General features: G+C 44.7%; 24 protein-coding genes. 7 read left to right on the top strand and 17 right to left on the bottom strand.

What is annotated here, in order from left to right; translation table 11 throughout:
• Positions 1 to 45 precede the first annotated feature (45 nt).
• Complete coding sequence (locus ACZ42E_RS02955) at positions 46 to 2,802, top strand: leucine-rich repeat domain-containing protein (RefSeq protein WP_464892968.1); 2,757 nt, start codon at positions 46 to 48, stop codon at positions 2,800 to 2,802.
• 59 nt (positions 2,803 to 2,861) lie between these two features.
• On the opposite strand, the gene ACZ42E_RS02950 is transcribed toward ACZ42E_RS02955, so the two are convergent.
• From ACZ42E_RS02950 to ACZ42E_RS02940, 3 genes are all read right to left on the bottom strand, one after another.
• Positions 2,862 to 4,385, bottom strand: a complete 1,524-nt coding sequence (locus tag ACZ42E_RS02950) for a GAF and HD-GYP domain-containing protein (protein WP_464892967.1) — start codon at positions 4,383 to 4,385, stop codon at positions 2,862 to 2,864.
• A complete protein-coding gene (locus tag ACZ42E_RS02945) occupies positions 4,382 to 5,227 on the bottom strand; it encodes an MBL fold metallo-hydrolase (RefSeq protein WP_464892966.1) in 846 nt (281 codons plus the stop codon). The genes ACZ42E_RS02950 and ACZ42E_RS02945 overlap by 4 nt, the downstream gene beginning before the upstream one ends.
• Positions 5,228 to 5,374: 147 nt before the next feature.
• Positions 5,375 to 8,185 (bottom strand): PAS domain S-box protein, encoded by a 2,811-nt coding sequence (locus ACZ42E_RS02940; RefSeq protein WP_464892965.1) that lies wholly within the window; start codon positions 8,183 to 8,185, stop codon positions 5,375 to 5,377.
• 197 nt (positions 8,186 to 8,382) lie between these two features.
• Here ACZ42E_RS02940 and ACZ42E_RS02935 point away from each other — a divergent pair, with 197 nt between their 5' ends.
• The 3 genes from ACZ42E_RS02935 to ACZ42E_RS02925 are packed head-to-tail and all read left to right on the top strand — an operon-like array spanning position 8,383 to position 9,883.
• On the top strand, positions 8,383 to 8,808 hold the full coding sequence (locus tag ACZ42E_RS02935; RefSeq protein WP_464892964.1) for a Smr/MutS family protein: 426 nt from the start codon (positions 8,383 to 8,385) through the stop codon (positions 8,806 to 8,808).
• A 33-nt stretch (positions 8,809 to 8,841) separates the two neighbouring features.
• Positions 8,842 to 9,720: an MBL fold metallo-hydrolase gene (locus tag ACZ42E_RS02930; RefSeq protein WP_464892963.1), complete on the top strand. Its 879-nt coding sequence runs from the start codon at positions 8,842 to 8,844 to the stop codon at positions 9,718 to 9,720.
• A 13-nt stretch (positions 9,721 to 9,733) separates the two neighbouring features.
• On the top strand, positions 9,734 to 9,883 hold the full coding sequence (locus ACZ42E_RS02925) for a hypothetical protein (protein ID WP_464892962.1): 150 nt from the start codon (positions 9,734 to 9,736) through the stop codon (positions 9,881 to 9,883).
• On the opposite strand, the gene trpA is transcribed toward ACZ42E_RS02925, so the two are convergent.
• The 8 genes from trpA to ACZ42E_RS02885 all read right to left on the bottom strand — a co-directional run bounded on the left by trpA (position 9,861) and on the right by ACZ42E_RS02885 (position 17,833).
• Positions 9,861 to 10,649 carry a tryptophan synthase subunit alpha gene (gene trpA, locus ACZ42E_RS02920; protein WP_464892961.1) on the bottom strand — a complete coding sequence of 263 codons (789 nt, stop codon included), beginning with the start codon at positions 10,647 to 10,649 and terminating at the stop codon, positions 9,861 to 9,863. The two genes, ACZ42E_RS02925 and trpA, sit on opposite strands and share 23 nt — an antisense overlap.
• Complete coding sequence (gene trpB, locus ACZ42E_RS02915; RefSeq protein WP_464892960.1) at positions 10,646 to 11,836, bottom strand: tryptophan synthase subunit beta; 1,191 nt, start codon at positions 11,834 to 11,836, stop codon at positions 10,646 to 10,648. Before trpB ends, trpA begins: the two co-directional genes overlap by 4 nt.
• Positions 11,826 to 12,449, bottom strand: a complete 624-nt coding sequence (locus ACZ42E_RS02910; RefSeq protein WP_464892959.1) for a phosphoribosylanthranilate isomerase — start codon at positions 12,447 to 12,449, stop codon at positions 11,826 to 11,828. The genes trpB and ACZ42E_RS02910 overlap by 11 nt, the downstream gene beginning before the upstream one ends.
• Complete coding sequence (locus ACZ42E_RS02905; protein WP_464892958.1) at positions 12,446 to 13,228, bottom strand: indole-3-glycerol phosphate synthase TrpC; 783 nt, start codon at positions 13,226 to 13,228, stop codon at positions 12,446 to 12,448. The genes ACZ42E_RS02910 and ACZ42E_RS02905 overlap by 4 nt, the downstream gene beginning before the upstream one ends.
• On the bottom strand, positions 13,213 to 14,301 hold the full coding sequence (gene trpD, locus ACZ42E_RS02900) for an anthranilate phosphoribosyltransferase (RefSeq protein ID WP_464892957.1): 1,089 nt from the start codon (positions 14,299 to 14,301) through the stop codon (positions 13,213 to 13,215). Before trpD ends, ACZ42E_RS02905 begins: the two co-directional genes overlap by 16 nt.
• Positions 14,294 to 14,881, bottom strand: a complete 588-nt coding sequence (locus ACZ42E_RS02895; protein ID WP_464892956.1) for an anthranilate synthase component II — start codon at positions 14,879 to 14,881, stop codon at positions 14,294 to 14,296. Before ACZ42E_RS02895 ends, trpD begins: the two co-directional genes overlap by 8 nt.
• On the bottom strand, positions 14,882 to 16,378 hold the full coding sequence (locus tag ACZ42E_RS02890) for an anthranilate synthase component I family protein (protein WP_464892955.1): 1,497 nt from the start codon (positions 16,376 to 16,378) through the stop codon (positions 14,882 to 14,884).
• Between the two features lie 486 nt (positions 16,379 to 16,864).
• Positions 16,865 to 17,833, bottom strand: a complete 969-nt coding sequence (locus tag ACZ42E_RS02885) for an Rpn family recombination-promoting nuclease/putative transposase (protein WP_464892954.1) — start codon at positions 17,831 to 17,833, stop codon at positions 16,865 to 16,867.
• A gap of 320 nt (positions 17,834 to 18,153) precedes the next feature.
• Here ACZ42E_RS02885 and ACZ42E_RS02880 point away from each other — a divergent pair, with 320 nt between their 5' ends.
• Both ACZ42E_RS02880 and ACZ42E_RS02875 read left to right on the top strand, forming a co-directional pair.
• On the top strand, positions 18,154 to 19,146 hold the full coding sequence (locus ACZ42E_RS02880; protein ID WP_464892953.1) for a copper amine oxidase N-terminal domain-containing protein: 993 nt from the start codon (positions 18,154 to 18,156) through the stop codon (positions 19,144 to 19,146).
• Between the two features lie 18 nt (positions 19,147 to 19,164).
• The gene (locus tag ACZ42E_RS02875) at positions 19,165 to 19,590 is read left to right on the top strand and encodes a hypothetical protein (RefSeq protein ID WP_464892952.1); all 426 of its coding nucleotides are present in this window, start codon (positions 19,165 to 19,167) and stop codon (positions 19,588 to 19,590) included.
• A gap of 80 nt (positions 19,591 to 19,670) precedes the next feature.
• Here the strand turns inward: ACZ42E_RS02875 and ACZ42E_RS02870 are convergent, their stop codons facing one another.
• Genes ACZ42E_RS02870 through spoIIAB form a run of 3 tightly spaced genes read right to left on the bottom strand, consistent with a single transcriptional unit; the run spans position 19,671 to position 21,112 of the window.
• Complete coding sequence (locus ACZ42E_RS02870) at positions 19,671 to 19,865, bottom strand: dodecin family protein (RefSeq protein ID WP_464892951.1); 195 nt, start codon at positions 19,863 to 19,865, stop codon at positions 19,671 to 19,673.
• Between the two features lie 53 nt (positions 19,866 to 19,918).
• Positions 19,919 to 20,650, bottom strand: coding sequence for a SigB/SigF/SigG family RNA polymerase sigma factor (locus ACZ42E_RS02865; protein WP_464892950.1), 732 nt, complete (start codon positions 20,648 to 20,650; stop codon positions 19,919 to 19,921).
• A 15-nt stretch (positions 20,651 to 20,665) separates the two neighbouring features.
• The gene (spoIIAB, locus tag ACZ42E_RS02860) at positions 20,666 to 21,112 is read right to left on the bottom strand and encodes an anti-sigma F factor (RefSeq protein ID WP_464893467.1); all 447 of its coding nucleotides are present in this window, start codon (positions 21,110 to 21,112) and stop codon (positions 20,666 to 20,668) included.
• On the opposite strand from spoIIAB, the gene ACZ42E_RS02855 reads away from it, so the two are divergent.
• Positions 21,077 to 21,154 carry a hypothetical protein gene (locus ACZ42E_RS02855; protein ID WP_464893466.1) on the top strand — a complete coding sequence of 26 codons (78 nt, stop codon included), beginning with the start codon at positions 21,077 to 21,079 and terminating at the stop codon, positions 21,152 to 21,154. The two genes, spoIIAB and ACZ42E_RS02855, sit on opposite strands and share 36 nt — an antisense overlap.
• Here the strand turns inward: ACZ42E_RS02855 and ACZ42E_RS02850 are convergent.
• From ACZ42E_RS02850 to ACZ42E_RS02840, 3 genes are all read right to left on the bottom strand, one after another.
• Entirely contained in the window at positions 21,149 to 21,487 is a 339-nt protein-coding gene (locus ACZ42E_RS02850) for an STAS domain-containing protein (protein WP_464892949.1), read from the bottom strand. The two genes, ACZ42E_RS02855 and ACZ42E_RS02850, sit on opposite strands and share 6 nt — an antisense overlap.
• A 71-nt stretch (positions 21,488 to 21,558) precedes the next feature.
• The gene (locus tag ACZ42E_RS02845; protein ID WP_464892948.1) at positions 21,559 to 22,707 is read right to left on the bottom strand and encodes a D-alanyl-D-alanine carboxypeptidase family protein; all 1,149 of its coding nucleotides are present in this window, start codon (positions 22,705 to 22,707) and stop codon (positions 21,559 to 21,561) included.
• 145 nt (positions 22,708 to 22,852) lie between these two features.
• Positions 22,853 to 24,886 (bottom strand): sensor domain-containing diguanylate cyclase, encoded by a 2,034-nt coding sequence (locus ACZ42E_RS02840; protein WP_464892947.1) that lies wholly within the window; start codon positions 24,884 to 24,886, stop codon positions 22,853 to 22,855.
• Between the last annotated feature and the right edge of the window lie 103 nt (positions 24,887 to 24,989).

Raw genomic sequence — 24,989 nt, 5'->3', positions numbered from 1 at the left:
AAAAATCCTTTTAAGCATGGCAATGATGTTAATTTTCCTTTTTCTTTGGCCACAGCCAAGCCTGCTCTGGCCAGCTTTACCACCGACCTTAATGAAAAATCAGCCTGCTATCCTTATGTAAAATTCCTGAACAGCCGGGGGATAATAAAAGGTTATCCTGATGGTTCTTTTCATCCCCAAAACTCAATAACCAGGGCAGAAATGGCGGCCATACTCTATAAAGCAGCCAATCTCCCACCTTATATGCCGAAGCAGAACACTTTCCGGGATATAAAACCTGGCCACTGGGCCTACCAGGCCGTGGGAAGCTGTGTCAAGGCCGGGCTTATCGCCGGCTATCCGGACGGCACCTTGCGCCCTGATTCCAGAATCACCCGGGCAGAAACTGTTGTGCTGGCTTTGAGGCTCTGTGCCCATCCTGTGCCTGCCATAGACATGCCTGACAATATAAAGGATGTGCCTTCCCGCCACTGGGCTTACAAAAAGCTGGCCTTTGCCCTGGAAGCAGGGCTTCTTGACATTTCAGATACCGATAGCCTTTTGCCTGATAAGCCTGCCAGCCGTGCCCAGGCAGCCCAAAGTATAGCTGTATCCTTGACCATATCTCCCCAGTACAGCAAAACTGACCTTCTGGGAACCATAAAACCGGTCAAAGGGGAAATAATCCTCATAAACAGCCAGAACCAGGCTAAAAACATTTCAGCCCCTTCCGTTATAATGCCCGGAACCACTATAAAAACCCCTTCCGGCAGTGAGGCAGAAATCCAGTTTCCCGATGGTTCAAGCATCCTGGTAAAACCGGATACGGAACTGGCAGTTACAAAAGCCAGGGGACAGGTTTACATTAAAAAAGACGGCAGCCCGGGACAAACTGTCGACAATCTTGAACTAAAACTCAGCCGCGGTAAAATATTGGGAGCCCTGGCTACTTCTTACCTTTTCCATAAAGAAGAAAAAAGCCAGTCAAAAGGCATGACTCCCCTGGCCCAGAACATGCAAACTGAAACACCCTGGTGGAAACAGGCTTCCAGCAAGAAAACCCGGGTAAAAGTGGATATGCCCTGGGGGGTAGCAGCAGTTCGCGGCACCTTCTGGTCCAACGAAGTAACCGAAGAAGCAAATACCGCCAGCGTGGCTGACGGGGAGCTGGAACTCACTGGAGGCGGAATATCTGTAAGCATTCCGGGCGGCCAGTATGCCAGCATAACCTCGTCTGGCAGCAAACCTTCGCTTCCTTCTCCTATGACCGCTGAAATGAAAGCTGAATGGCAAAAAGCCGCTGACTGGGTGCAGAATACAGCCAGAGCAATGGAACAGAACATGCCTGCAGAAATCGCGAAAGGAAGCGCAGAAACTATAACCCAGGACTCCAGCAGCAAGCCTGAGGAAAACACCAGCCTGAAAGACCAGATAGTGCAGAATATAACCAGGAATACAGCAGGCAGCTCTTCCAGCAGCACCAGCAATACTTCCACAACTTCTTCCCGCGAATCTTCCGGCAGCAGCGGGGGCAGCTCCGGATCTTCCAGCGGCAGCAGTGGCAGCAATAGCGGCAGTACAGGAGGCAGCTCAGGCGGCAGCAATACTGGCGGCAACACCGGCGGCAGTACAGGAGGAAACAGCAACCTGAACGAGCCTGTCCATTTTGCTGACTCTAACCTGGAAGCTGCAATAAGAAGCGCACTTCACAAACCAAGCGGCGAAATAATAACCAGAGGGGATATGCTTAATCTGACTTACCTTAATGCATCATGGTGCTCTATATCAAGCTTGCAGGGGCTTGAATATGCTGTTAATCTGCAAGAATTATATTTAGGTTATAACAACATCAGCGACATCTCTCCCCTGGCTGGATTGACCGGTTTGCAAACACTATATTTAGATTGCAACAACATCAGCAACATCTATCCCCTGGCCGGATTGACCGGTTTGCAAACACTAGATTTAAGTGCCAACAACATCAGCGACATATCTCCCCTGGCCGGATTGACCGGTTTGCAAACACTAGATTTATGGGAAAACAACATCAGCGACATCTCTCCCCTGGCTGGATTGACCGGTTTGCAAACACTATATTTAGGTGTCAACAACATCAGCAACATCTATCCCCTGGCCGGATTGACCAGTTTGCAAAAACTAGATTTAAATAGCAACAACATCAGCGACATCTCTCCCCTGGCCGGCTTGACCAGTTTGCAAACACTATATTTAGGTGTCAACAACATCAGCAACATCTCTCCCTTGGCCGGATTGACCAGTTTGCAAACACTAGATTTAGATTGGAACAACATCAGCGACATCTCTCCCCTGGCTGGGTTGACTGGTTTGCAATTGCTAGGCTTAAATAACAACAACATCAGCAACATCTCTCCCCTGGCCGGATTGACCGGTTTGCAAACACTAGATTTATGGTACAACTTTATCGATACTGCTGACCCATTAACTGCAGAAGTCCTAAACACTATCCAAACAAATAATCCAGGAATTTACATTCATATATACCCTCAGAAACAAGCAATTATAAGCACCAGCACATGCACCAACTCTGCAACATTCAGCAAATCCAGCCCGGCTGACATCACAGTAACCGTACACGAAGATATAGACATAACCGCGCCGCTGCAGCTCGAAAACGAAAATGGAACTATCGGCAACACCTGTTACACAGTCGATACAGCAGCCAGAACCATAACTATATCAAAGGATTATCTCGCAGCTCTGGACAACGGCAGCGCAGTAGTAAGCTTCTGCTTCGAAAGCGGAAATATAAAAGCCAACCTGTATCTTACAATTGAAGACTAAATTTTCCTTAAAAATTTTAAGAGCTGTATCCTTTTAGCGGACACAGCTCTTTTTTTATCCTACAGCTTTTCCCATATCCGGCTCCGGCAGAAGTGTTCGTAAAGTTCCGCATCCAGCCTGCCCTCTTCCACCATAAAGCCCAGTGTTTTTACCGCCTGGCCAGGAGGCATAGATTTTTTATACGGCCTGTCCTCTGCTGTAAGGGCTTCAAATATATCAAGCAGGGCCAGAATCCTTCCTTCCAGGGGGATTTCATCCCCCTTTAGCCCCCTGGGATAGCCTTTTCCGTTTAAACATTCATGGTGGGTAGCCGCGATATGCGGAATCTTTTCCAGCCTGCGCGGAAAAGGGATTTTCTTTAAAAGCTTTTCGGTCATCTCCACATGGGATTCTATTATTTGCCTTTCTCCAGCAGTCAAAGTCCCTCTGGGTACGGTAAGCTCTTCTTTTTCCAGATCGGTAAGCCAGTTTTTTATGCTCCCATCAGGAGCTTCATAGGTCATGGACGCTATCTTCCTTATTTCATCTGCCAGCTCCTCATCAACCACAGTAGCCGGATCGTTGGCCTTCCTTATTGTCTCCCGCGCTTTTTCAACAGCATTTATGCTCGCTTCCCTTTCTTTTTTGAGTTCTTCCTCCTCTTCTTTTTTACCCGCCTGCAAAGCCGCAATTTCCCTTAAGTAAAAACCTGCTTCAGTTTTAGCCCTTATGTAGTCAAGCCTCTGCATAACCAGGTCATAATGCTCTCCCAAACGGCTCGGCTTGTTCATAACAGGCAGGGAAACCGCTATTTTCCCTATATCATGCAGCCAGGCTGCCATCACCAGCTGCTTTATCTTTTCATCGTCAAAGTACCCTTTCCCATACCCTTCAAGCTCCACTTCATTAAGGTAGCGGGCAAAAGCTTCTGCCATCTCCGCTACCCGCCGGCTTTGGGTAGCATTATAAGGGGTAAGGGCATCAACAGCGGCAGCCATTACTCTCACAAATGATACCAGCAAGTTTTCAATATCTTCTATAAACCTTATTCTGGTCAGGGTAACTGCAGCCAGGGAAGCCAGGGAAGCAACCACTTTTTCATAAAAAGGGTTAAAAGGGATTATGTCCCCTTCCCGGTTTTTGGCGTTTATAAGCTGCATAACCCCTATTATCTCATCTTCATGGTTAACCATAGGCACTACCAGCATGGAACAGGTGCGGTACCCGGTCAGGGCATCATATTTTTTAGGCCCGGAAAAATCAAACTGTTCACATTCATAAACATCAGCAATATTTATGATTTCTCCTGTGAGAGCGACATAAGAGGAAACATTGCCAAGCGTAAGCGGAACTGGAGGCAAATCTATGGCTTCCCCCTTCCCTCCCCGGTATATGCCCATGGTATCATTTTGCATAATCTTGAAAACCAGCGCCTCTTCTGTCTTTATGTATAAGGTCCCGGCATCAGCACCGGTTATGCTCCGGGCATAAGTAAGTATCGATTCCAGCAGATGATTGGCGTTTTTTTCCGCAGCAAGCGCTACTACTATATTGATAAGTTCTTCTATATCCTTTTTTTTAACCTTGAAATAATCTTTTATCATAGCCTTACTACCATCCCTTCTTTCGCAATTACCGCAAAAGGGAATTCTTCTTTGAGCTTCATCTCCAGAACATCCAGCTCTTCATCTGTCCTCTCTATGGCATGATGGGACAGTACAAGCATTCCAGCCTTTACTTCCTGAGCCAGTTTCACTCCTTCCTGCCAGGTGGAATGCCCCCAGCCCCTCCTCGGTTTTCCATCTTTTAAGCCTTCATATTCCTCATCTGTGAAAGCGGCGTCATATATCAGAACATCGGCATTCCTTATCATGTCTTTAAGCTCTTTTGAAAATGCCGGATAATGCTCATTATCCAGCAGATAACAGCAGGAAGCGCCTTTGTAATCTATGCGGTAGGAAAGGCTGCCATCCGGATGGTTGCCGGAAACAGCCCTAACCTTTATCCCCTTTTCCAGCTCCAGCACTTCCCCATTCTGTATTTCTTTTAAAAATACCGATGCCTTTACATCCTTCCAGGCAACCGGGAAATAGGGATAAGACATCTGCCGGGCCATTATTTCTTCCAGCGAAATGCCGCTTTTAGCCTCCCCATAGATGGTAAAAGTGTTTTCACTTCCAAATAGAGGAGCGAAAAAAGGCAGGCCATTAATATGATCCCAGTGGTAGTGGGATAAAAATATATGGCCGGTTATGCTGCCTCCTTTTTTTAAAAGCTGCTGCCCCAGGTGGTATATTCCCGTTCCCGCATCAAATATAAGCAGGGTTTCCTCTACCTGTACCTGGACACAGGAAGTGTTTCCCCCATATCTTAAAACTTTTCCATTTATCACCGGCAGGGAACCCCGCGTTCCCCAGAAGGTTATCTCCATACCAGTTTTCTGCAAAATTTTTCCTCCCCTGTTTGTTTGCCACAACAAAAATTACACAATAAAATTATAACCTAAAACTTTTTCAATATTAATATAATTTGTCATAAAAATAAGCCAGCTGTCCTACATAAATATAGGACACTGGCTTATGGCAAAAACCATTTAATTCTTAAGGCACCCCTTTTTCCTTAAGACAAATATAAACTCCTCCACCAGATGGGGGTCAAACTGGATGCCGGCACAGCGCCTGAGTTCTGCTATCGCCTCCTCAGAAGACAGTGCCCGGCGGTAAGGCCGATCATTGGTCATGGCATCATAAGCATCAGCAATACTTAAAATCCTGCATTCAAGCGGAATCTGGTTTCCCTCTAAACCCAGAGGATAGCCTTTTCCATTCCACCACTCGTGGTGTTTTAATATCCAGTCCGCAATAAAAACCAGTTCGGGAGCAGCCAGGGCTATGCGGTAGCCGATTTCGCTGTGCCCCTTCATAATCTGGTATTCTTCCTCACTTAAAGGCCCGGGCTTAAAAAGGATAGCATCCGGTATGCCCACCTTTCCTATATCATGAAACTGGGCAAAAAGCCGCAGGTCATTTATCGTATTTTCCGGAAGCCCCAGTTCCTCAGCCACTGCCACCACCAGTTCCTGCATCCTTTCCCCGTGCCCTTCAGTTATAAAATCCCTGGCTTCCAGCGCCTTGGTTAAAGTATGCACAATGGAACTCCTGATGCTCTGGCCGCTGTGCAGTTTTTCCCGGTACATGGCATTATCTGCCTGCCTGAAAAGTTCCTGCATGGTCATATTGCAGGACTCCCTCAAGGCATAGCCTATGGAAAGGCTTAAGAATATATCGCTGCTTTTTTCATTATATTCCTTTATGTTATTTCTAAGACGGTTTACTGTTGTTTCCAGCCCTTTGCGGTTAACCCCCGGCAAAAGGACTGCAAACTCATCTCCCCCTACCCTGGCTACCGTATCCTCCCGGCGGAAAGACTCCTTTAGGACCTGAGCCACCGATTTAAGCAGCATATCTCCCCGGCTGTGCCCCAGGGTATCATTTATCAGCTTTAAGCCGTCCACATCGCACATTATAAGGCCTACCGGCTTGCTGCTGCCATTTTCCATAAGCTGCATCTGTTCTTCAAAATAAAAACGGTTATAAAGGCCGGTCAGGGCATCATGGCAGCTCAGAAAATGCAGCCTCTCTTCCGTTTTCCTTCTTTCAGTAATATCCCGCCCTACCGACTGATAGCCAATAAGCTTGGCCCAGCGGTTAAATATAGCCCGGTGGGTCCACTGCTGCCAGCGCACCTCCCCATCCGGCATTCTAACCCGGCTTTCAATATTGCATACTGACTTCATCATATTAAGCCCTTTCAGGGAATTGGACACATATTCCCGGTCATTCTCATATACCAGGTCAGTAAATTTAAGACAGCAGATTTTGTCCCTGCTCATGCGGTAATAGCGACAAAAGGCTTCATTGACAAAATCTATGTTCCCATCCGCATCCATACGCATAATAAGCTCAGTCTGGTCTTCCACAATGGCCCGGTACTTGGCTTCGCTTATCTCCAGCTCCCGCAGGGTTTTTTTCTTTTCTGTTATATCCTCAGCCAGAACCATACCGCCCGTTATATGCCCATCTTCATCTATTATGGGGGCTGCATTCATTTTCAGGATGATTTCCCTTCCATCCTTATGTATGAGCGCTACCTCATAGCTGCTGTCTTTTCCCTGTTTCAGGCATTTATCTATTTCAACGGCTGTCCTTATGTAATCCCCCGGAGCTACCAGTTCCAGTATATAACGTCCTATCACTTCATCATAGTTATAGCCTATTACCTCCATGGACCTTTTGTTGACAAAAGTAATCCGCCCTTCTACATCATAAGTGAAGAAAAGCTCATTCATGTTATTAATCAAAGTATTAAGATATTTTACCTGTTTTTTAAGATTTCTCTCACTTCTAAGCAAAGCTTCTTCCGCCTTTTTGCGCTCCGTCACATTACGTACTATGCCGCGAAAACCGGTTATTTTTCCTCCTTCAATTATCGGCAGTACAGTACTCTCTACATAAAGAGAGCTGCCATCTTTTCTCCTCACCTCCCAGCTGAGCTCCCGCAAGCCCCTGCCGGTGCGGTAAACCTGGTTAAAAGCGCTAAAAACCTTATTCCCGTTTTCCTCATCCATCAGCCTGCGAAAATTAATGCCCTGGAATTCCATTCTGGTATAGCCTATGTTCCCTATGAGGAAATCATTAAAGTAGGTAAAATTGCCTTTTATATCCACCTCAAAATAACCGTCTTCTATATTTTCCACGATATAGCGAAATTTTTCCTCACTTTCCCTCAGTATGCGTTCTGATCTTTTCTGTTCGGTTATATCCCGGATAGTCTGGATAGCGCCTGCCACACAGTTTCTATGGTCCAAAAGCGGTGCCGCCTTGCAGGAAAGAAAGGCTCCTCCTGTTTTCAGCTGGGGGGAAAAAATTTCTTCATACATTACTTCCATATTCTGCTTGAAGGGGGAATCATCACTTACTGAATAATACCTGCCTTTATGCAAAGCCCGGTCAATCAGCATCGGCTGCCTTCTGCCATAAAAAGGCACAGCATATTCATAATCCCCTTTCCCCACCATCTCCCGGGCCTTTATGCCGGTTAAATCCTCCATGGCCCGGTTCCACATGGTAACTACCCCTTCGCTGTCTATGACAAAAGTAGGGTCAGGCAAAAAATCAAGTATCATTTCCAGTTTATAGTGGGCATTGGCCAGGGCTTCCCTGGTCCTCTCCGCTTCCTCCAGCTGTTTCCTGAGCTCCTCTTCTACCGCCATAAGCTGTTCATTGGCAGCTATAAGCTCCTGCTGTATCATATTGAAAAATATATAATCTTCCGCAAACATAAGGCCGCCTTCTGGCATCCCGTATTTTACACGAATATCTTTATCCTCATCATGACGGGACAATGTTTATTCACCTCTGCCTCTTTTCTACTTCAATCTATGCAGCAAATCCTGTTTTATGTTTTTCTATATACAATATTCAATTCCTGCAATATCTATTATTTTTGGAAAATATATCCTCAAATTATTTGTCTTGAGGATTAAATGACAGATGTTTATACTAAATTTAGACTGGAATCTGGAAAAGGAATGATAGAGGAATGAGAGTAGAAACCGTAGACCTGCACGGTTTAAGCCTTAATGAAGCGCTGGAAAAGGTGGAAAAAAACCTGAGCTGGTGCATAAAACATAATGTTGCTGTAATAGACATCATCCACGGCAAAGGGCATCACAGCAGCCGCAATTTTTCAGTCATAAAAAAGGAAATCCGCAAAAGCCTCAAGGAAAACCCGGTTATAAAAGATAACGGCTATACCGTAATATACGGGGAATCTGACCTGCCGATAGCCTTAACCTTTGATGAAGGCCATACCCTGATAGTTGCAAAAGGTTTAGAAAATGAATACATCGGGGGACGCAGGCAGGTAGAAAAAAACCTGGCCGTATTTTCCAAAGAAGGCAGACAGAAAAGAAAAATAGCCAAAGAAATAAATGCCCAAAAAAGAGGATCCCGCAGGATGCGCTAAAAACAGAAGGTTTTCCGGGAGGGGGAGTTAGACATGATGGAGCATGTGCTGGAGGGGATTTACCTTATTTCACCTGGAAAAAACGCCATATTCCCGTATTCATTCTTTTTTTATATAGACGATGAAATCAAAACCTTAATCGATACCCCGCTCATCCCCCATCTTTTGCAGAGCCTTGAGGGGAAAAAGGTGGACCGCATAATAAACACCCACTTTCACCGCGACCACTGCGGTTCCAATTATCTTTTCCCGGAAGTGGAAGTTTATGCCCACGAAGCTGACATCCCGGCCATGCAGTCAGTGGAAAATTTCTGCCTTTATTACGGATTTGACAGGCACGGGGGAAGTGAGATAGCGAGAAAATTGCTGCCTTCGCTAAACTATCAGCCTTCCCGTATCGATGGAAGGCTGATCCCGGGAGATACAGTAAAGCTGGGCAAAATAGAGCTGGAAGTAATCCACACCCCCGGACACACCCCGGGGCACTGCGTCCTTTTCTGGAGGGAAAAGGGGCTGCTCCTTTCCGGGGATATTGACCTTACGAGCTTTGGCCCCTGGTATGGAAATGAGGTAAGCGATGTTGACCAGACCATAGAGTCCATTGAAAAAATAATCGATTTAAATCCGGAAATAATCCTTTCCGGACACCGGGGACTCATCAAAAAAGATACAGTAAGGGAACTTAAAAAATATCTGGATAAGCTCTACGCCAAAGAAGAAAAAATAATCAAGGCCCTGAAAACTCCCAGAACCATTGAAGAACTGGTAAACCTCAAAATAGTTTACGGGCTTTTCAAAAAACCGGAAGAGCTCTATGCCTTTTTTGAAAAGGTATCCCTCCTGAAACATCTGCAAAGGCTTATGCGCCTTGGCCTTGTGGAATACGACGGCAGCCGCTACTATAAAAAATAAAGGAGGCTCTTTTATGGCTCACCGCTGCGCAAACTGCCCCATAAGAAAAAAAGCAGAGAAAAACCAGCGTTCTCTGCTCTACCGTTTGTGGAAATGGCACACTTCCTGGTGCCCAGGCTACCGTGCCTATCAGGCAGAACTTAAGAAGAACCAGCTCGCTTAAGCTTTCGTACAGTCTCTTCCAGCCTGCGGGGAAGTTTTCCCTCCTGGCCTTTATGTTCTTCAATAATAAAAGCCAGAAGGCTTCCCACCACCACTGCATCAGCATAGCCCCTGAACCTGTTTACCTGTTCCGGGGAGGAAATGCCAAAACCCAGCGCCAGAGGAGAAGAGGCATGATTTCTGGCCCGGGCCAGATAATCTTTTATCTCTCCTTCCGGCAGGTTCTGCATGCCGGTAGTTCCCCGCACCGACACACAGTATATAAAAGGGGGGTTAAAACTGTCCGCTTTTTTAATCCTTTCCTGCGGGGTGCTGGGAGCTATCAGGGGAACAACTTCCATTCCCCTGTTCTTAAGCCGGGAAAGCTCCTCCAGAGGCAGGTCGGGTACTATTACCGCTTCAGCTCCAATCTTTTCAGCCTGTTCCTTAAAATTTTCCATCCCCAGCTGGTAAACCGGATTAAAATAGGTAAATATGATAAGCGGCATGCGCACCGCTTCCTTCACTTTAAAGGCAAACTCCAAACCCTTCTCAAGATTAAGCCCTTTTTCCACTCCCCGGTGGTGGAACCTTTCAATTACCTCTCCATCTGCCAGAGGGTCTGAAAAGGGAATCCCCAGTTCCAGCACATCACATCCCCCCTGTTCCAGGGCTTTTATGCAGTCCAGACAAATCTTTTCATCCGGCAGAAGGGACATGATAAAAGCAACTATCCCCATTTCGCCGCTTTTTCTAAAATAAGCAAACTTCTCCCGCAATTCCGTCATACTGCCTTAACCTCCTTAAGCCTTGCTGCCTGTTCCACATCTTTGTCGCCCCGTCCGGAAAGATTCACGACTATCGACTGTTCAGGCCCCAGGTGAGGAGCCAGTTTAAGCGCGTAAGCCAGGGCATGGGCACTTTCCAGGGCCGGTATTATCCCTTCCAGCCTGCTCAATTTATAAAAGGCATCAAGGGCCTCCTCATCTGTTACATAAACATACTCTGCCTGCTTCGTCTCCTTTAAAAAGGCATGTTCCGGCCCTACCCCGGGATAGTCAAGCCCGGCAGAAACCGAATGGGTGGGGGCCACCTGCCCGTGTTCATCCTGCAGAAGAAGGCTCAAAGCCCCGTGTAAAACCCCTTCCTTTCCCCGGGATAAAGTGGCACAGTGTTTGCCAAAATCAATCCCCTGTCCTCCCGCCTCTACCCCGACCAGCTTAACCCCTTTTTCATTCAAAAAAGGGTAGAATATCCCCATGGCATTGCTGCCTCCACCCACACAGGCCACTATATAATCCGGCAGCCTTCCTTCCCGCTTAAAAAACTGCTCTTTAAGCTCCCTTCCTATTACGGCCTGAAAATCCCTTACCATTACCGGATAGGGATGGGGACCTACCACTGAACCTATTACCATATGGGAGTATTCAAAACTCCTTATAAAGTCGCGGAAGGCTTCGTTGGAAGCATCTTTCAGGGTTCTGCTCCCTTTGTCCACCTTCACCACTTCTGCCCCCAGCATCTCCATGCGGAAAACATTGAGCCTCTGCCTTTCCGCATCCCTGGCTCCCATATAGACAGTGCAGGAAAGCCCCAGGACCGCTGCTGCCGTCGCCGTTGCTACCCCATGCTGGCCAGCCCCCGTTTCAGCTATAAGCCTCTTTTTTCCCATATACCTGGCCAAAAGCGCCTGCCCCAGCGTGTTATTTATCTTGTGGGAGCCGGTGTGGTTCAAATCTTCCCGCTTCAGATATATCCTGGCTCCCCCCATTTTTTCGCTCAAGCGCTCCGCCAGATAAAGGGGGGACGGCCGGCCGGCATAATCGTCAAGGAGCTTACACAGTTCAGATTTAAAACGCTCATCATCCTTAAGCCTGAAATAATTTTTCTCTATCTCTTCCAGAGCCGGAATCAGGGTTTCCGGCACAAACCTTCCTCCATACCTTCCGAAATATCCCTTCTCATCAGGATACATCCCTATCGGCCTCCTTTACCTTTTCCATAAAAGCCTTTATCTTTTCCGGATCTTTACCACCATCTGGAAACTCCACCCCGCTTGACACATCAACCGCCATCGGCCTTACTCTCAAAATCGCCTCTTTTACATTATCTTGTGACAGGCCTCCTGCCAGGATAATATTTCCCCGTCCCCTAAAACCGGCAATAAGCTCCCAGTCAAAAACCTGCCCGCTTCCTCCCCTCTTATCCGGTGCTGGAGTGTCAAAAAGATAGGCATATGCTTTAAAACCCTTCACATCTTCCCAGGTCATCATTTTCTCTACCTGGAAAGCCTTGATAACCGGATACTTTACTTCCGCAGCATATTCCGGGCTTTCATCCCCGTGCAGCTGTACCATATCAAGGAAACAGCTCCTTGCTATATAGTGGAGCTCTTTTATGTCTTCATTTACAAAAACCCCTATTTTGATTATCCGCCCCTGCAGGCTGTAATTTATGGCAGCTGCATTTTCCACCCCTATCCTGCGCCGGGAAGGGGCAAAAACCTCCCCGATAGCCCAGGCTCCATATTTAATGGCAGCCAGCGCCTCTTTTTCCTCCCTTATGCCGCATATCTTAACCAGAGTCATACTGCTGCCTCCCGGTAAGATAAAAGTTCCTTAAGCTTATCTCCCGGGCTGGAGGCTGTTACCAGGCTTTCCCCCACCAGCACGGCATGATATCCGTACCTCTCAAGCAGCTTCAGGTCTTCCCTGCTTTTTATCCCGCTGGCACTTATGCGCACCAGGGAAGGAGGCAAACAGTCTGCAAGGCGCAGGCTGTTCTTAATATCTACCTCAAGAGTCCTTAAATTCCGGTTATTTACGGCTGCTATCCTTGCCGGCAGGTCATCAAGCAGCCCGGCTTCTTCCTCACTGTATACCTCTACCACCGGCTCTATCCCCAAATCCAGGGCTTTTTCCACCAGATAGAGAAGTTCTTCATAACTTAAAGCGGCTGCTATAAGAAGGACCAAATCAGCCCCCAGAACTTTTGTCTCAAAAAGCTGCACTTCATGGATAATAAAATCCTTGCGCAGGATTGGAAGTTTCACCTTTTTCTTTATCTCCGGGATAAAATTTTTATCCCCCTTGAAAAAGACTTCTTCCGTAAGCACTGAAATACAGGATGCCCCGTTAACTTCATATTCAAGTGCCGTATCTGCCGGTTCAAGGTTTATATTCAAATCCCCCCTGGCCAGGGAGGCTTTTTTTATCTCCGCTATTACCCGCATACTGCCGTCCGGGCTTTTTAAAAAAGGAAGGGGATTTCTCACTTCTTCCTGCGGACAATTAAAAATTCCCGGGCCATATTGCTCTATAAGCTTTTCTATCTCTTTTTTCTTCACCTCTATTATCTTCTCAAGCATACCTTCACCTCATCCCGGCTGTAGCTTATCATCTGCTTCAGCTTATCCCGTGCCCTGCCGCTGTCTAGCGCTTCATAAGCCATCTTAATCCCTTCATTGATATCCTTGGCCTTCCCAGCCACCTTAAGAGCAGCCGCAGCATTGAGGACTACCGCCTGCCTGGCCGGTATCATCCCTCCATTAAGTACCTGAAGGAAAATATCCATATTCCGTTTCAAATCCCCTCCCCGGAGCATATCCAGGGTAATCCGGTGAAAACCCAATTCTACAGCATCCAGTTTATAGGCATAGATTAAATCTCCTTCGATTTCCAGAATACGGGTTTTCCCCTGGGGACTTATCTCATCCATGCCGTTTTCCCCACGCACTACCATTGCCCGCTTTAAACCTAGTTCCTTCAAAGTTTCCGCTATTTTAGTCTGCATAGAGGCATCAGCTACCCCCATCACCTGATAAGTAAGGGAACAGGGGTTAAGAAGTGGACCCAGGAAATTAAATATTGTGGGAAAACCTAATGTTTTCCGTAAAGGAGCCACCTCTTTCAAAATCGGATGATAGCGGGGGGCAAACAGGAAAGTGATTCCGATCTCCTCCAGCATAAAAGCTGCCTTATCCGGTGCAATATCTATGTTTACCCCCAGGTTTTCCAGTATATCAGCACTGCCTACTTTCCCGGTAACCGCCCGGTTGCCGTGTTTGGCCACCGGCACCCCGCAGGCAGCGACTACCAGAGCGGCAAGGGTAGATATATTAAAAGTATTAAGCCCATCGCCGCCTGTTCCGCAGGTATCCATAACTTCCAAGTTTACCTCTACCTTTCGAGCTTCTTCATAAATAGCATCCACAAACCCTAAAATCTCAGCACTGCTTTCCTTGCGTGCCCGCATGGCAGCTAAAAAAGCGGCTGCTTTAATCTCCGGAATTTCTCCCCTGAGAAGCATCTTCGCTACTTCATAAGCTTCACTACGGGTTAAAAATTCCCCTCCCGTTACTCTTTTTAAATAACTTTCCAGCATCATACTCATCTCCTCCATTCTCATCTCATCTCTTCTCAGCCAGTATTTTTTATACAAAAACCAGCTTCTGCCGGCTAAGTTTTACAAAATTGCGGATAAGCTTCTTCCCTTCCTCCGTCATTATCGATTCCGGATGAAACTGCACCCCTTCCACCGGGAAACTTCGGTGCCTTATCCCCATTATTTCACCTTCCTTAGTATACGCTGTAACCAAAAGTTCAGAAGGCAAACTGTCCTTTTTCACCACCAGCGAATGATAGCGGGTTGCCCGGAAAGGATTTTTCATCCCCTCATATATTACCTTTCCATCATGGTAAACCGGGGAAACCTTGCCGTGCATAAGCCGCCAGTTTATTCCTACCTTTCCCCCATAGGCACAGGCAATAGCCTGATGCCCCAGGCAGACGCCCAGAATAGGGATTTTAGCCCCCAGCTTTCTTATAACTTCTATACATATGCCAGCTTCATAAGGATTACCGGGACCGGGAGAAATTATTATTCCCTGCGGGGAAATCTCCTCTATTTCATCAACACTTATTCCATCATTCGAATATACCAGCACCTCTTCCCCCGCTTCTTCTACATACTGTACCAGGTTATAGGTAAAAGAATCATAATTGTCTATAAAAAGAATCATCTACCTCTCCTCCTCCGCCTTTTTTATAGCCAGAATCAGGGCTTTAGCCTTATTTACCGTCTCTTCAAACTCCCTCTCCGGTACCGAATCAGCCACAATACCAGCTCCACTTTGCAAATAATAAACCCCGTCCTTTTTCCATATCGCCCTTATGGTTATGCAGGAATCAAGGCAGCCGTCAAAATTTATATAGCCTACTGCCCCGCCGTAAAAGCCGCGCTCCCTTTTTTCCAGTTCGCTTATTATCTCCATCGCTCTCTTCTTGGGAGCCCCGGTCAGGGTTCCCGCCGGAAAACATGCTGCAAAGCCGTCCAGCGCGTCTTTACCCTCTTTAAGAACTCCCCTTACCGTGGAAACTATATGCATAACATGCGAATAAAGCTCCGGAACAAAAAATTCCTCCACTTCCACGGTTCCAGCCTTGCTTACCCGGCCTATGTCGTTGCGCCCCAGGTCTACCAGCATAAGGTGTTCAGCCCTCTCCTTTTCATCATGCAAAAGGGATTTAAGGTCTTCATCGGTAAGGCTTAAAGGGGAAACCTTGCGCGTTCCGGCAATCGGCCGGGTTTTTATTATCCCCCTGTCTACTTTTGCCATCATCTCCGGGGAAGCCCCCAGCAGTACCTCATCCTCCAGAGCCATAAAAAACATGTAAGGGGAAGGATTTATACCCCGCAGATAGCGGTAAACCTTCTTTTCGTCTGCCTGGCTCTCTTTCCACAAGCGCCGGGACAGCACCACCTGAAATATATCCCCGCATCTTATATATTCCCTGGCCTTATCCACCATAGAGCAGAATTCAGCTTTATCAACACTCTGACAGAAAGAATTAAGATACTCATCATGCCAGGCTTCTTTTAAATCAGCTTCTCCCACTTCTTCCCTTTTGCTCTCCAGGGCCTGCTTTAAAAGAACGTCCAGTTCCCCGCAGGCCCTTAAAATATCCGGATAACTGTCTTTTTCTTTTCTAAGCCATACAAAGCCATAAAGATTTTTTTCCTGCCGGTCATAAACCAGCACCCTGCCGGGCAGGAAAAAATAATAGCTTTTTACGCCGGGATTTAAAGGCTTTAATCCATGAAAAACCAGCCCCGCCTCATAGTTAAAATACCCTATAAGCCCGCCGTAGAAAAAAGGCAGGTTTAAGCGGTATGCCTTAACCTGGCTCAAAAACTCCTTAAGCTTATCAACATTTCCATCCTGCAAAGGGGAAGCCAGAACCTTCAAGGGATGAAAGGCCAATATAGAATAGCGGTTATTTTCCCGGCCGCTCAAGCTTTCCAGCACACAGGCCGGGGAAAGGGGATTTATCTTTTCATAGCAGGCAAAAAGGTCTAGATCATAGGCCTCAAGACAGGCACAAAGAGGCACATAGTCATAAACACAAAGCAGGTTATTCACTTCTTCCGGAGTAAAAAACATCCTTCCTCCGGATAAAGGCAAACAAAAACCAGCATGAGAGGACATGCTGGCAGGAAAATACCCATACCGGCTCATCTCTCCTAACTCCCCTCTTCTCAACTCATCTCAGCTCATCTAAAAACAGGCTATTCAATTTATACTTATTTAAAAATAAAAATATGCTTCTGTCAAGTATTTTTTTAAATAAATCCACCTCACAGTTTTTCAAAACCCAACATCCATAAAAACCTGCATCCTATCGCTCATCTTTATTGATTACGGATAATAAATCCATCTTTATTAAAATATTTTTGTGCAAACCGCAAACAGCCAGCTCTCCCTTCGTTTTTCTTTTTCTTATGACACTTTGGTTTACCTGTTAGCTCGAAAAAAGTTATGCATTCCTGCATTTATGCCGCAAAAGGGACTCAATTCGCTCCCGTGTCTCGCTCATGGCAAGCTTTACACTTCCTGATTCCACTCCCAACAAAAGGGTAAACAAAAAAGCAAAAAGCAATTTCCTGCCCGCAATTTCTGGTTGCTTTTTAATCTACATCATTGTTTTTTAAAATATCCAATTCCCTAATTAAGCTCTTTCTTCAGTTTTTCTATCCTTTCAACAGAAAGACCGGTAAGTTCAGCTATGGTCTCTATGGGTAATCCTTTCTTTAACGCGTTTATAGCTGTTTTCTCTATGCCTTTTTCTATACCTTTCTCTATGCCTTTCTCCATCCCTTCCCTTATACCTTCCATTCTCCCCTTCTCCATGCCTTCCTTTATAAGCTGCTCAGCTATCGTCATTATCTCACCCCTCCTCTCCGGGATCAGCTCTTCCACATAGTCAAACAGCACTTCTTTTTCCAGCTTCTCCGCTGTCTTTATTATATACAAAATTACGCTCTTTAATAAATAGCCGTACTCTCCTCCTATCTCCCTTACCTCTTTTAAGGTCTCCCTCAACAAAATCTTTACCTCTTCTTCCCCTTTTACCTTTTTTAAAAACAGGCTCCTCAAGAATACCCTTATGACAGCGTCCCCCGCTTTTTCCACTGCCTCTTTTTCCCCCAGCTCATATAATATATGCCTGAAGCGGGGAAGGTATTCTTCTAGCTCCCCTTTTTCCCTTTCCCCTTCTATAAGCTCTGTGAATTCGCAAGAGGACCTCCACTTCTCTTCCCCGTGGTAGAAGACTACCGGGATTATGGGGGTCAGTTTTTTCTTTTTCTCTTTGTTTATCTCCCTTTCCCAGATGTTTACCATGTATTTTAAGAGCTGGAAGGGGGTCAGTTCATACAGGTAGCTTTTGTGTTCTATCAGGAAGTATATGTATATATCTCTCCCGCTCTTTAGCCTGCCTTTGAAAAGGAGGTCGGAATAGGCTTCTTTCAGTTCCTGGCTTATGAAGCTTTCTTTCTGGAAGGTAAGGGTTTTCAGGTCAGCTATGTTTTTTATCCTCTCGGGAAGGATTTCATTAAGGAATTTTTCCGCTATCCCGGGGTTTTCCAGGTATTCTTTGAAGTATCTGTCGTGGAGGTTTGCTATGTCGCTCATTAAGGTTTTCTCCTTTTTTGTTTAGATTATATGGAATTAAATGGCTTTAGACAAGGAGTTTTATGTTTAATCCTCAAACATCTGTTCTTTCTCAATTGGATTTTAAATGTAATTTAAATTTTTAATAAAAATTAAATTTTAAAACCTAAAATCATTTTTTGTTCTTAGAAAATTAAGTTTTAAAATCTATTTTTTAATTTTCAGGATAAAGATTTAAAGAGTTTTTTGTTATTTTTTATTCCTTACGAAAGGATTTTCTTTTTTTATGAGGAATTTTTTCTCTGGCTGCTTTAATATTTTTTAGGAAAGGATGGTTTTTTATGGCTTTTTCTCCTTTTTCGTTTTTTAGAAGGTTTTTGTTTTCTTTAGCTGTTTTTTCTCTGGTTTTTTCTCCTCCTGCTACAGCTGGTTATGAGTATATAGGGGATGATTTTTCCCGGGATGAGGTTTTATATGCTGGGTATAATAAGGTGATTGTTTTCAGGATGGGGGATTATAATTATTATGTGAAGGATGTGGACAGTGGGTATATTGAAGCGACAAGGATGGACGCAGCCCCCAAGGTAGTAAGCAATAGAAGCTTTGTTCCTGTCAGATTTTTAGCCAATGCTCTTGGAGTAGACAACGACAATATCAACTGGAACGCGCAACAGCAAACCGCAACCCTCAAGGGCAAAAACACCCTCAAACTCAAAATCGGCAGTAAGACAATGCAGGTAACCAAGCCAGACTCCCAGCAGGAAGGTTTAACTATGGATGTAGCCCCCTTTATCGAAAAGCCAGGTCGCACCATGCTGCCTGCAAGGTATGTAGCAGAAGGTCTTGGGTTCAAGGTTGACTGGGACAGCAATCACAAACTTGTCATCGCATACCCTGAAGGAATGGAAAAACCCGACATCAACGACATCATCGACCTAATCAACAAAAAGAACAACCCCGCTCCCTCAACCCTCACCCCACAGGAGATAGCATATGTGAAAAGTGAACTAGACAGGCTGAAACGGGTAGCACCGGCGAATGAGTATGTTCAGTTTACTCCTAATCCTTCGGTATTAGATGACGAAGACTACAATGAACTGACAGAATTTATAAAGAAAGAATACCCTTATGTCAAGTTTGATAGAAGCTTGCTAGGAACTAAACCAGGAGTATTTGAGGGAGAACAAGAAGTAATAATGGGCATTGACACAAGAGACAACCATGTGGTTGCATTAGATGTTTATTTCCCATCTAGCGGGCAGGGATATGTAGTGGAGGCTCAGCTTGTTCATGATTTAACCCATTTAGTAGATTTAGCTGAAGGAAAAATATAAAGATTGGAGGTATTGAAATTGAGGGCACAAAAATTTGGGATGGTTTGTGGTTTAGTTACTTTGTTTGTATTTATTATTACATTTGTGATACCAGTTTTTGAAGTTGAAGCGTCAAATTTTTCTAAATTAGCAGATGAAATTATTAGAATAAATAATAATAGTTATGAATATTACTACACAACTGACACTAGAGTTAAAGAAGTAATAGTTGAACCCTCCAAATTAAATGACTATAGATCACAGTTTACAAATCCAAAAGACAAATGTAACTCTTCATTAGACTATATCTACTGGACATGGAAATCAACCTACAACAAAGTAGTAAGACCATCAAATGCCAATATAAGCACACCAATATCATCATACACTGGAGGAGATTTGACATACAGAACATCAACTTTAATTTTGTTACAGAATATTTTAAACATTTTCATCATAAAATAAGCTACCTGAAATTATAAATTTTCTGCCACCTGCCCTTTTAAAAAAAACAACACCTTAAAAGGTGCTGTTTTTTCTTTGCCTTACTCTACATAGGCTATGCCTATATTGGCCTTGTACTCAATAATCTTGTTGTCCCTGCAGTCAGCCGTCATGTTGTAAACTTCTACCCCGGTTATGTTTTTATAGGTTTTGGAAGCTTCTGCCACAGCTGTTTCTATGGCATCCTGCCAGCTTTTTTTGGATTCAGCCACCAGTTCAGCAACTTTTACATGCAAGATTGACTCCTCCTTTACTTTTTTGTATCTATTTTTTCTAAAAGAGAGGAGTTTTATTCAAGTATCCCTTTAAGTTTGTTTATAGCCGCTTTTTCGATACGCGAAACCTGCACCTGGGAAACCCCAAGGTTTTGAGCAATAGCAGCCTGGGTCTCGTCCCTGAAAAAACGTCTTATGATGACTTCCCGCTCCCGCGGGTCCAGCTTATCCATGGCTTCCCTCAGGGCTATATGTTCCAGCAAAACCGTATTGCTTTCATCTACCGGAATTTTATCTATAAGAGACAGCTGTTCTTTTTCATCTGAAGGCATGACATCATGGATGTAGGCAGGAGCCTGACAGGCTTCCATAGCCAGGACTATATCTTCCTTGCTTATCTCCAGAAAATCTGCCAGTTCATTAACGGTCGGCTCCCTGCCCAGGTCAGATCTCAGCTTGTCCTCCGCCCATCTGACCTTGGCATATATTTCTTTTACCCCCCGCTGTACCTTGACTATGCCGTCATCACGCAAAAATTTTTTAATTTCCCCTATTATCATGGGAACAGCATATGTAGAAAAGCGCACATTAAAATTGAAGTCAAACTTGTCAATAGCCTTCAGCAAACCTATAGATCCTACCTGAAACAGGTCTTCATAGTCATAGGAAGTATTTTTAAACCTTTCCAGCACCATATAAATAAGTCCTTTATTTGCCTCATATAAACGGGTTTTGGCTTCTATATCCCCTTTCTGGGCCTTTAATATCAGTTCTTCATTTTCATCATAGGGACCTGGAGATGACACCTTGATCCCCCCTTTTTAAGCGTATGCTTCCTTATTGGCTACGGCAAAATTTCTTTTCAGCTTTACCGTCGTCCCTTTGCCTACCTGGCTCACTACTTCCAGTTCATCCATAAATGATTTCATAAAAGTAAAGCCCAGTCCCATACGGGAAGGATCAGTGGAATAAGTAGGCTCCATGGCCTTTTCAATATCCTCGATGCCTTTGCCATAGTCTTCCACAATGATTTCCAGGGTATCATCATCCATTATAGATACCGCAATAACCACCTTGCCGTGGGGATTATTTTCATATCCGTGTATAATCGAATTGGATACGGCTTCTGATACTACCAGCTTTATCTCTTCAATATCATCCAGGGTACAGTCAAGCTGGGCAGCAAAGGCTGCCACACAAGAACGGGCAAAAGAGATATTTTCCGGAAGGCTCTGAAATTCAAAACGCACGTAGTTCTTCACATTCATAACCACCCCAGCAGTCAAAGCTGGTATTCACCTCCTTTATAAGTTAATCACATCCTGCTCGCTTGCGCATACAGGTATAAGCTTGCTTACACCGGAAAGTATGAGTATCCTTTTTACATTGGGACGGGCTCCCACTATATACATACGCCCGTTAAACCCTGACGCTTTTTTATAAATGGCAATAATTACCCCCAGTCCTGAACTATCAATAAAAGTAACTTTTTCCAGATTGATAATAATATTTTTTACCTCACCTTCCTCTAACTTATCTTCCACTTCCTTTTTCACTTTTTCTGCCACTACCATATCCAGCTCGCCATTTACGCGTACCACTAAAGTATTGCGTACCATTTTAAGTTCTACATCCACTTTCATATCCCCTCCTTCAGCAGTTGCTATTAGTAATTTTCTGTAAAAAACCCTTAAATCCTTCCACAAAATTCCAATTACAATAGATAAGTTTCGGCAAACATCTTCATAATCTGTTTCAGCCAGCCTGCCCGCGGCACTTCATAAGCAGCCACCAGATTGACGGTTTTTACCAGCTCCCCGTTCCTGTAAACCTTCATTTCTCCCAGTTTTTGCCCTTTGGCAACCGGTGCGTTTACATAATCAAGCAGGGTTTTTTCAGCGGTTACTGTCTTCTCCTGTCCTTTTTCCACAATAGTCCCCACATTTTCTTCTGCTATCACTTCCACCACATCACTGGTTCCTTTGCCTACCCTGACGCTTCCACATACACTGCCTTTTGAGAAAAATGTCTTAAATGAATATCTGGCAAAGCCATAATTTAAAAGCTGCATAGAATCCCGGAAATTGTCATGCTTTTTGGGAGAAGCCATTACCACCGCAATAAGTCGCAAACCGTTCCTCTTGGCAGTAGAAGTCAAACAGAATTTGGCCTCATCTGTATAGCCGGTTTTGAAGCCATCAGCCCCTTCATACCACCACAGAAGCTTGTTGGTATTAAAAAGCTTGAATTCTCCCTGCCGCAGGTTGTATTCCTTGATTGAAGAATACTCCAGGAGTTTGGGGTATTTTAAGGCATGACGCGCAATAACTGCCATATCATAGGCAGTTGTATAATGCCCTTCGGCAGTAAGGCCGTGTGAATTTACAAAATTGGTATTTTTAAGCCCCATCTTTTCAGCTTCTTCATTCATGCGGGCCACAAAGTTTTTTTCACTTCCCTCCAGATGTTCGGCTACTGCTACACAGGCATCATTGGCTGAACCTACAGCTATAGCAATCAGCATATCCTCAAAAGTCATCTCTTCGCCCGGTTCCAGATATATCTGGGAACCGCCCATCTTCCAGGCGTTTTCACCCGCTACCACTTTATCCTTGAGCCCTACCTTGCCCGCCTCCAGATCCTGAAAAGCCAGTATAAGAGTCATAAGCTTGGTCATGCTTGCTGGTGCCATCTTTTTGTGCTCGTTTTTAGCCAGCAAAACTTTTCCCGAATCAGCATCCATCAAAACATAAGATTCTGCCTTTACATCCACCACTTCTCCCAGGCTGTAAGCGGGAAAAGCCAGATTTATAAGCATACACAGTGCCAGAAGCCAGGCTATCCTTTTAGCTTTATTTTTCATTCCCTTTCCCCCTTTATAGTTACCTTGTTAGATTATATTTAACAAAAAAGCCTATTATGATAACTAAACGGAGGCTATCTTCACAAAAAGAGCCCCCGCATTTTAATAATCTTTCAGGTTTTAAAAACTTCATCTTCGTGAAAAATTATTCTAATTTTCTTACAGGCAAATCATCCTGATATTTATCTTCCAGCTCCTCAGAGTAGAACCAGTAAATCCCTCGTCCTCTTTCTTTTGCCTCATATAAAGCTGCATCCGCCTTCCTTACCAGCCCTTCTACAGTAGTATCGTCTTTCGGATAAACTGCAATCCCGATACTCAAACCCACCCTTATCTGGATGCTGTCTATGACAAAAGGTTTTGTTATCCCATCTATCAACTTGTCAGCAATAAAAGCTATCTCTCTTTCATCCCTTATCCCCTCCAGGATAAGGGTAAATTCGTCCCCTCCCCAGCGGCATACAATATCTGAACTCCTGACCAGATTCTTGAGCCTTTTTCCTATATTAACCAGAAGTCTGTCTCCCATCTCATGCCCCAGGGTATCGTTTACTATCTTGAATCTATCAACATCCATAAACAATACCGCCATCATGGCCTGCCTGCAGGAAGCACTTTCCAGGGCCTGCTTCAGTTTTTCATAAAACATGGCCCGGTTGGGCAGGGAAGTCAAAGTATCATAATAAGCCATCCTCTCCAGCTTTTCTTCCGCTTCCTTGAGTTCAGAAATATTGGCCAGCATAATTATAAAGTTAGCCTTATCATCATTCTGCAGACTAAACAGGGAGGCCAAAAAAGGCATCCTTCTCCCCTCTTTATCCCGGGCACATATTTCGCCCTGCCAGCTCCCTTTTTCCTCAACCATAAGCCATATAAAAGAAAAATCTTCATCATCTTCCCGTTCAAAACCTAATATCTCCACAGGCTGCCCCCAGAGTTCCCAGGGTTCATACCCCAGCATCCTGCCCAGATAATTGTTAGTTTTTGCTATCCTCCTGTACTCATCTGCAACCACTATGCCTTCCAGGGCATGGGCAAATATCATCTCCGAAAGCAAAAGCTCCCGGTTTTTCTTTTCCAGCTCGGCAGTCCTTTCCTTCACCCGTTCTTCCAGCTCGGCATTTAACCTTTTAAGCTCCTCATGCCTTTTCAAAATCTCCTGTTTTAAATCATCAATACTTCTGGCCAGGGATGCCAGTTCGTCATTCCTGCCATAAAAACCGGCAAGCACTCTATTTTCCATCCGGTCTTTAAAAATTTTTACATTTTCTTCGATTGCTCTTACAGGCTTTAATATAAAAAGGTTCAGGTTCCAATCCAGGAAAACAAAGGTAAAAAATCCCAGCAAAATAAGGGTTAAAGTCAGGCTTTTCCCTATATATTCGCCAAAATTGGCTATCTTTCTGTCAAATTCCCCTCTTATATAAGCCGCTGCATGCCCTCTTATATCCTTTACCGGCATATAGCAGGCAAGCAAGGTTCTGGACTCTTTATGCAGTACAAAAACTATCCCCCGGTAATTTAATCTCCTGACATCTGAAGCTGCAAACACTTTTTCCATTCTCTCTATTTCCTTTTTGTCAGCTTCATTTTCTGCATAAAATAACCCGCATATGTTCTCACACAATCTCATATCCTTCATCTTCTTGCCAAATATAAACAAGCCCCTGGGCTCACCTGTTCCATCACTTCTTAATATAGCTTCTCCGGCTATAAAAAGCAGCTCATTTCTCACTATGAAAAATCCTGCCCAGCTTTTTTCCTGGCTTTTTTCTTTCACAAGCTGCAAAAATTGGGCATCATCAAGTCTTGCCCATTTGTCTCTGCCTCTCACTATTCCATAGAGCAAATTTCCCTTTTTATCAAAGATAGCTACCAGGGATAAGCCTAAATTATCCAGCGTTCCTTTGGTAAAGTTTTCCTTTATATAATCTTCATCCCTTCTAACAGCATATTCATAAGTACGATCCCACCTGGCATAGTCCCTGGCAACCATAATCAGGCTCTGCTCTTCCTTCAGCATCAAATCTATGCCTTTTTTTATTTGGCTTATCGCCATCTGTTCAGTAAAATCCACAAACTGCGGTTTAAATATAATATGGTGTGAAAAAGCTATGACAAGAAAATACATAAAAAGTCCCGTCAAAATTATGAATGCCATGCGCATCCTTATGCTCATACCCACCATCCCGGCCAGTTTTTTTAAAGCAAACGCTAACTGCCGTCTCCCTTTTACCAGTATATGTAACAGGACTGTATATGGTTTTAGATGGCAGAAAAAC

The sequence above is a fragment of the Thermosyntropha tengcongensis genome (assembly GCF_055381335.1).
Note: the sequence above shows the minus strand (reverse complement) of the source record. Positions and strands in the feature narration are given on the sequence as shown.

Coding starts and splice junctions, on each gene's coding strand:
- ACZ42E_RS02950 (WP_464892967.1), bottom strand. CDS start 4,385: ATGATAAAAGATTATTTCAAGGTTAAAAAAAAGGATATAGAAGAACTT.
- ACZ42E_RS02935 (WP_464892964.1), top strand. CDS start 8,383: ATGAGAGTAGAAACCGTAGACCTGCACGGTTTAAGCCTTAATGAAGCG.
- ACZ42E_RS02930 (WP_464892963.1), top strand. CDS start 8,842: ATGATGGAGCATGTGCTGGAGGGGATTTACCTTATTTCACCTGGAAAA.
- ACZ42E_RS02925 (WP_464892962.1), top strand. CDS start 9,734: ATGGCTCACCGCTGCGCAAACTGCCCCATAAGAAAAAAAGCAGAGAAA.
- trpA (WP_464892961.1), bottom strand. CDS start 10,649: ATGACGGAATTGCGGGAGAAGTTTGCTTATTTTAGAAAAAGCGGCGAA.
- trpB (WP_464892960.1), bottom strand. CDS start 11,836: ATGTATCCTGATGAGAAGGGATATTTCGGAAGGTATGGAGGAAGGTTT.
- ACZ42E_RS02910 (WP_464892959.1), bottom strand. CDS start 12,449: ATGACTCTGGTTAAGATATGCGGCATAAGGGAGGAAAAAGAGGCGCTG.
- ACZ42E_RS02905 (WP_464892958.1), bottom strand. CDS start 13,228: ATGCTTGAGAAGATAATAGAGGTGAAGAAAAAAGAGATAGAAAAGCTT.
- ACZ42E_RS02895 (WP_464892956.1), bottom strand. CDS start 14,881: ATGATTCTTTTTATAGACAATTATGATTCTTTTACCTATAACCTGGTA.
- ACZ42E_RS02890 (WP_464892955.1), bottom strand. CDS start 16,378: ATGAGCCGGTATGGGTATTTTCCTGCCAGCATGTCCTCTCATGCTGGT.
- ACZ42E_RS02885 (WP_464892954.1), bottom strand. CDS start 17,833: ATGAGCGACATAGCAAACCTCCACGACAGATACTTCAAAGAATACCTG.
- ACZ42E_RS02880 (WP_464892953.1), top strand. CDS start 18,154: ATGGCTTTTTCTCCTTTTTCGTTTTTTAGAAGGTTTTTGTTTTCTTTA.
- spoIIAB (WP_464893467.1), bottom strand. CDS start 21,112: ATGAATGTGAAGAACTACGTGCGTTTTGAATTTCAGAGCCTTCCGGAA.
- ACZ42E_RS02850 (WP_464892949.1), bottom strand. CDS start 21,487: ATGAAAGTGGATGTAGAACTTAAAATGGTACGCAATACTTTAGTGGTA.
- ACZ42E_RS02845 (WP_464892948.1), bottom strand. CDS start 22,707: ATGAAAAATAAAGCTAAAAGGATAGCCTGGCTTCTGGCACTGTGTATG.
- ACZ42E_RS02840 (WP_464892947.1), bottom strand. CDS start 24,886: ATGAGCATAAGGATGCGCATGGCATTCATAATTTTGACGGGACTTTTT.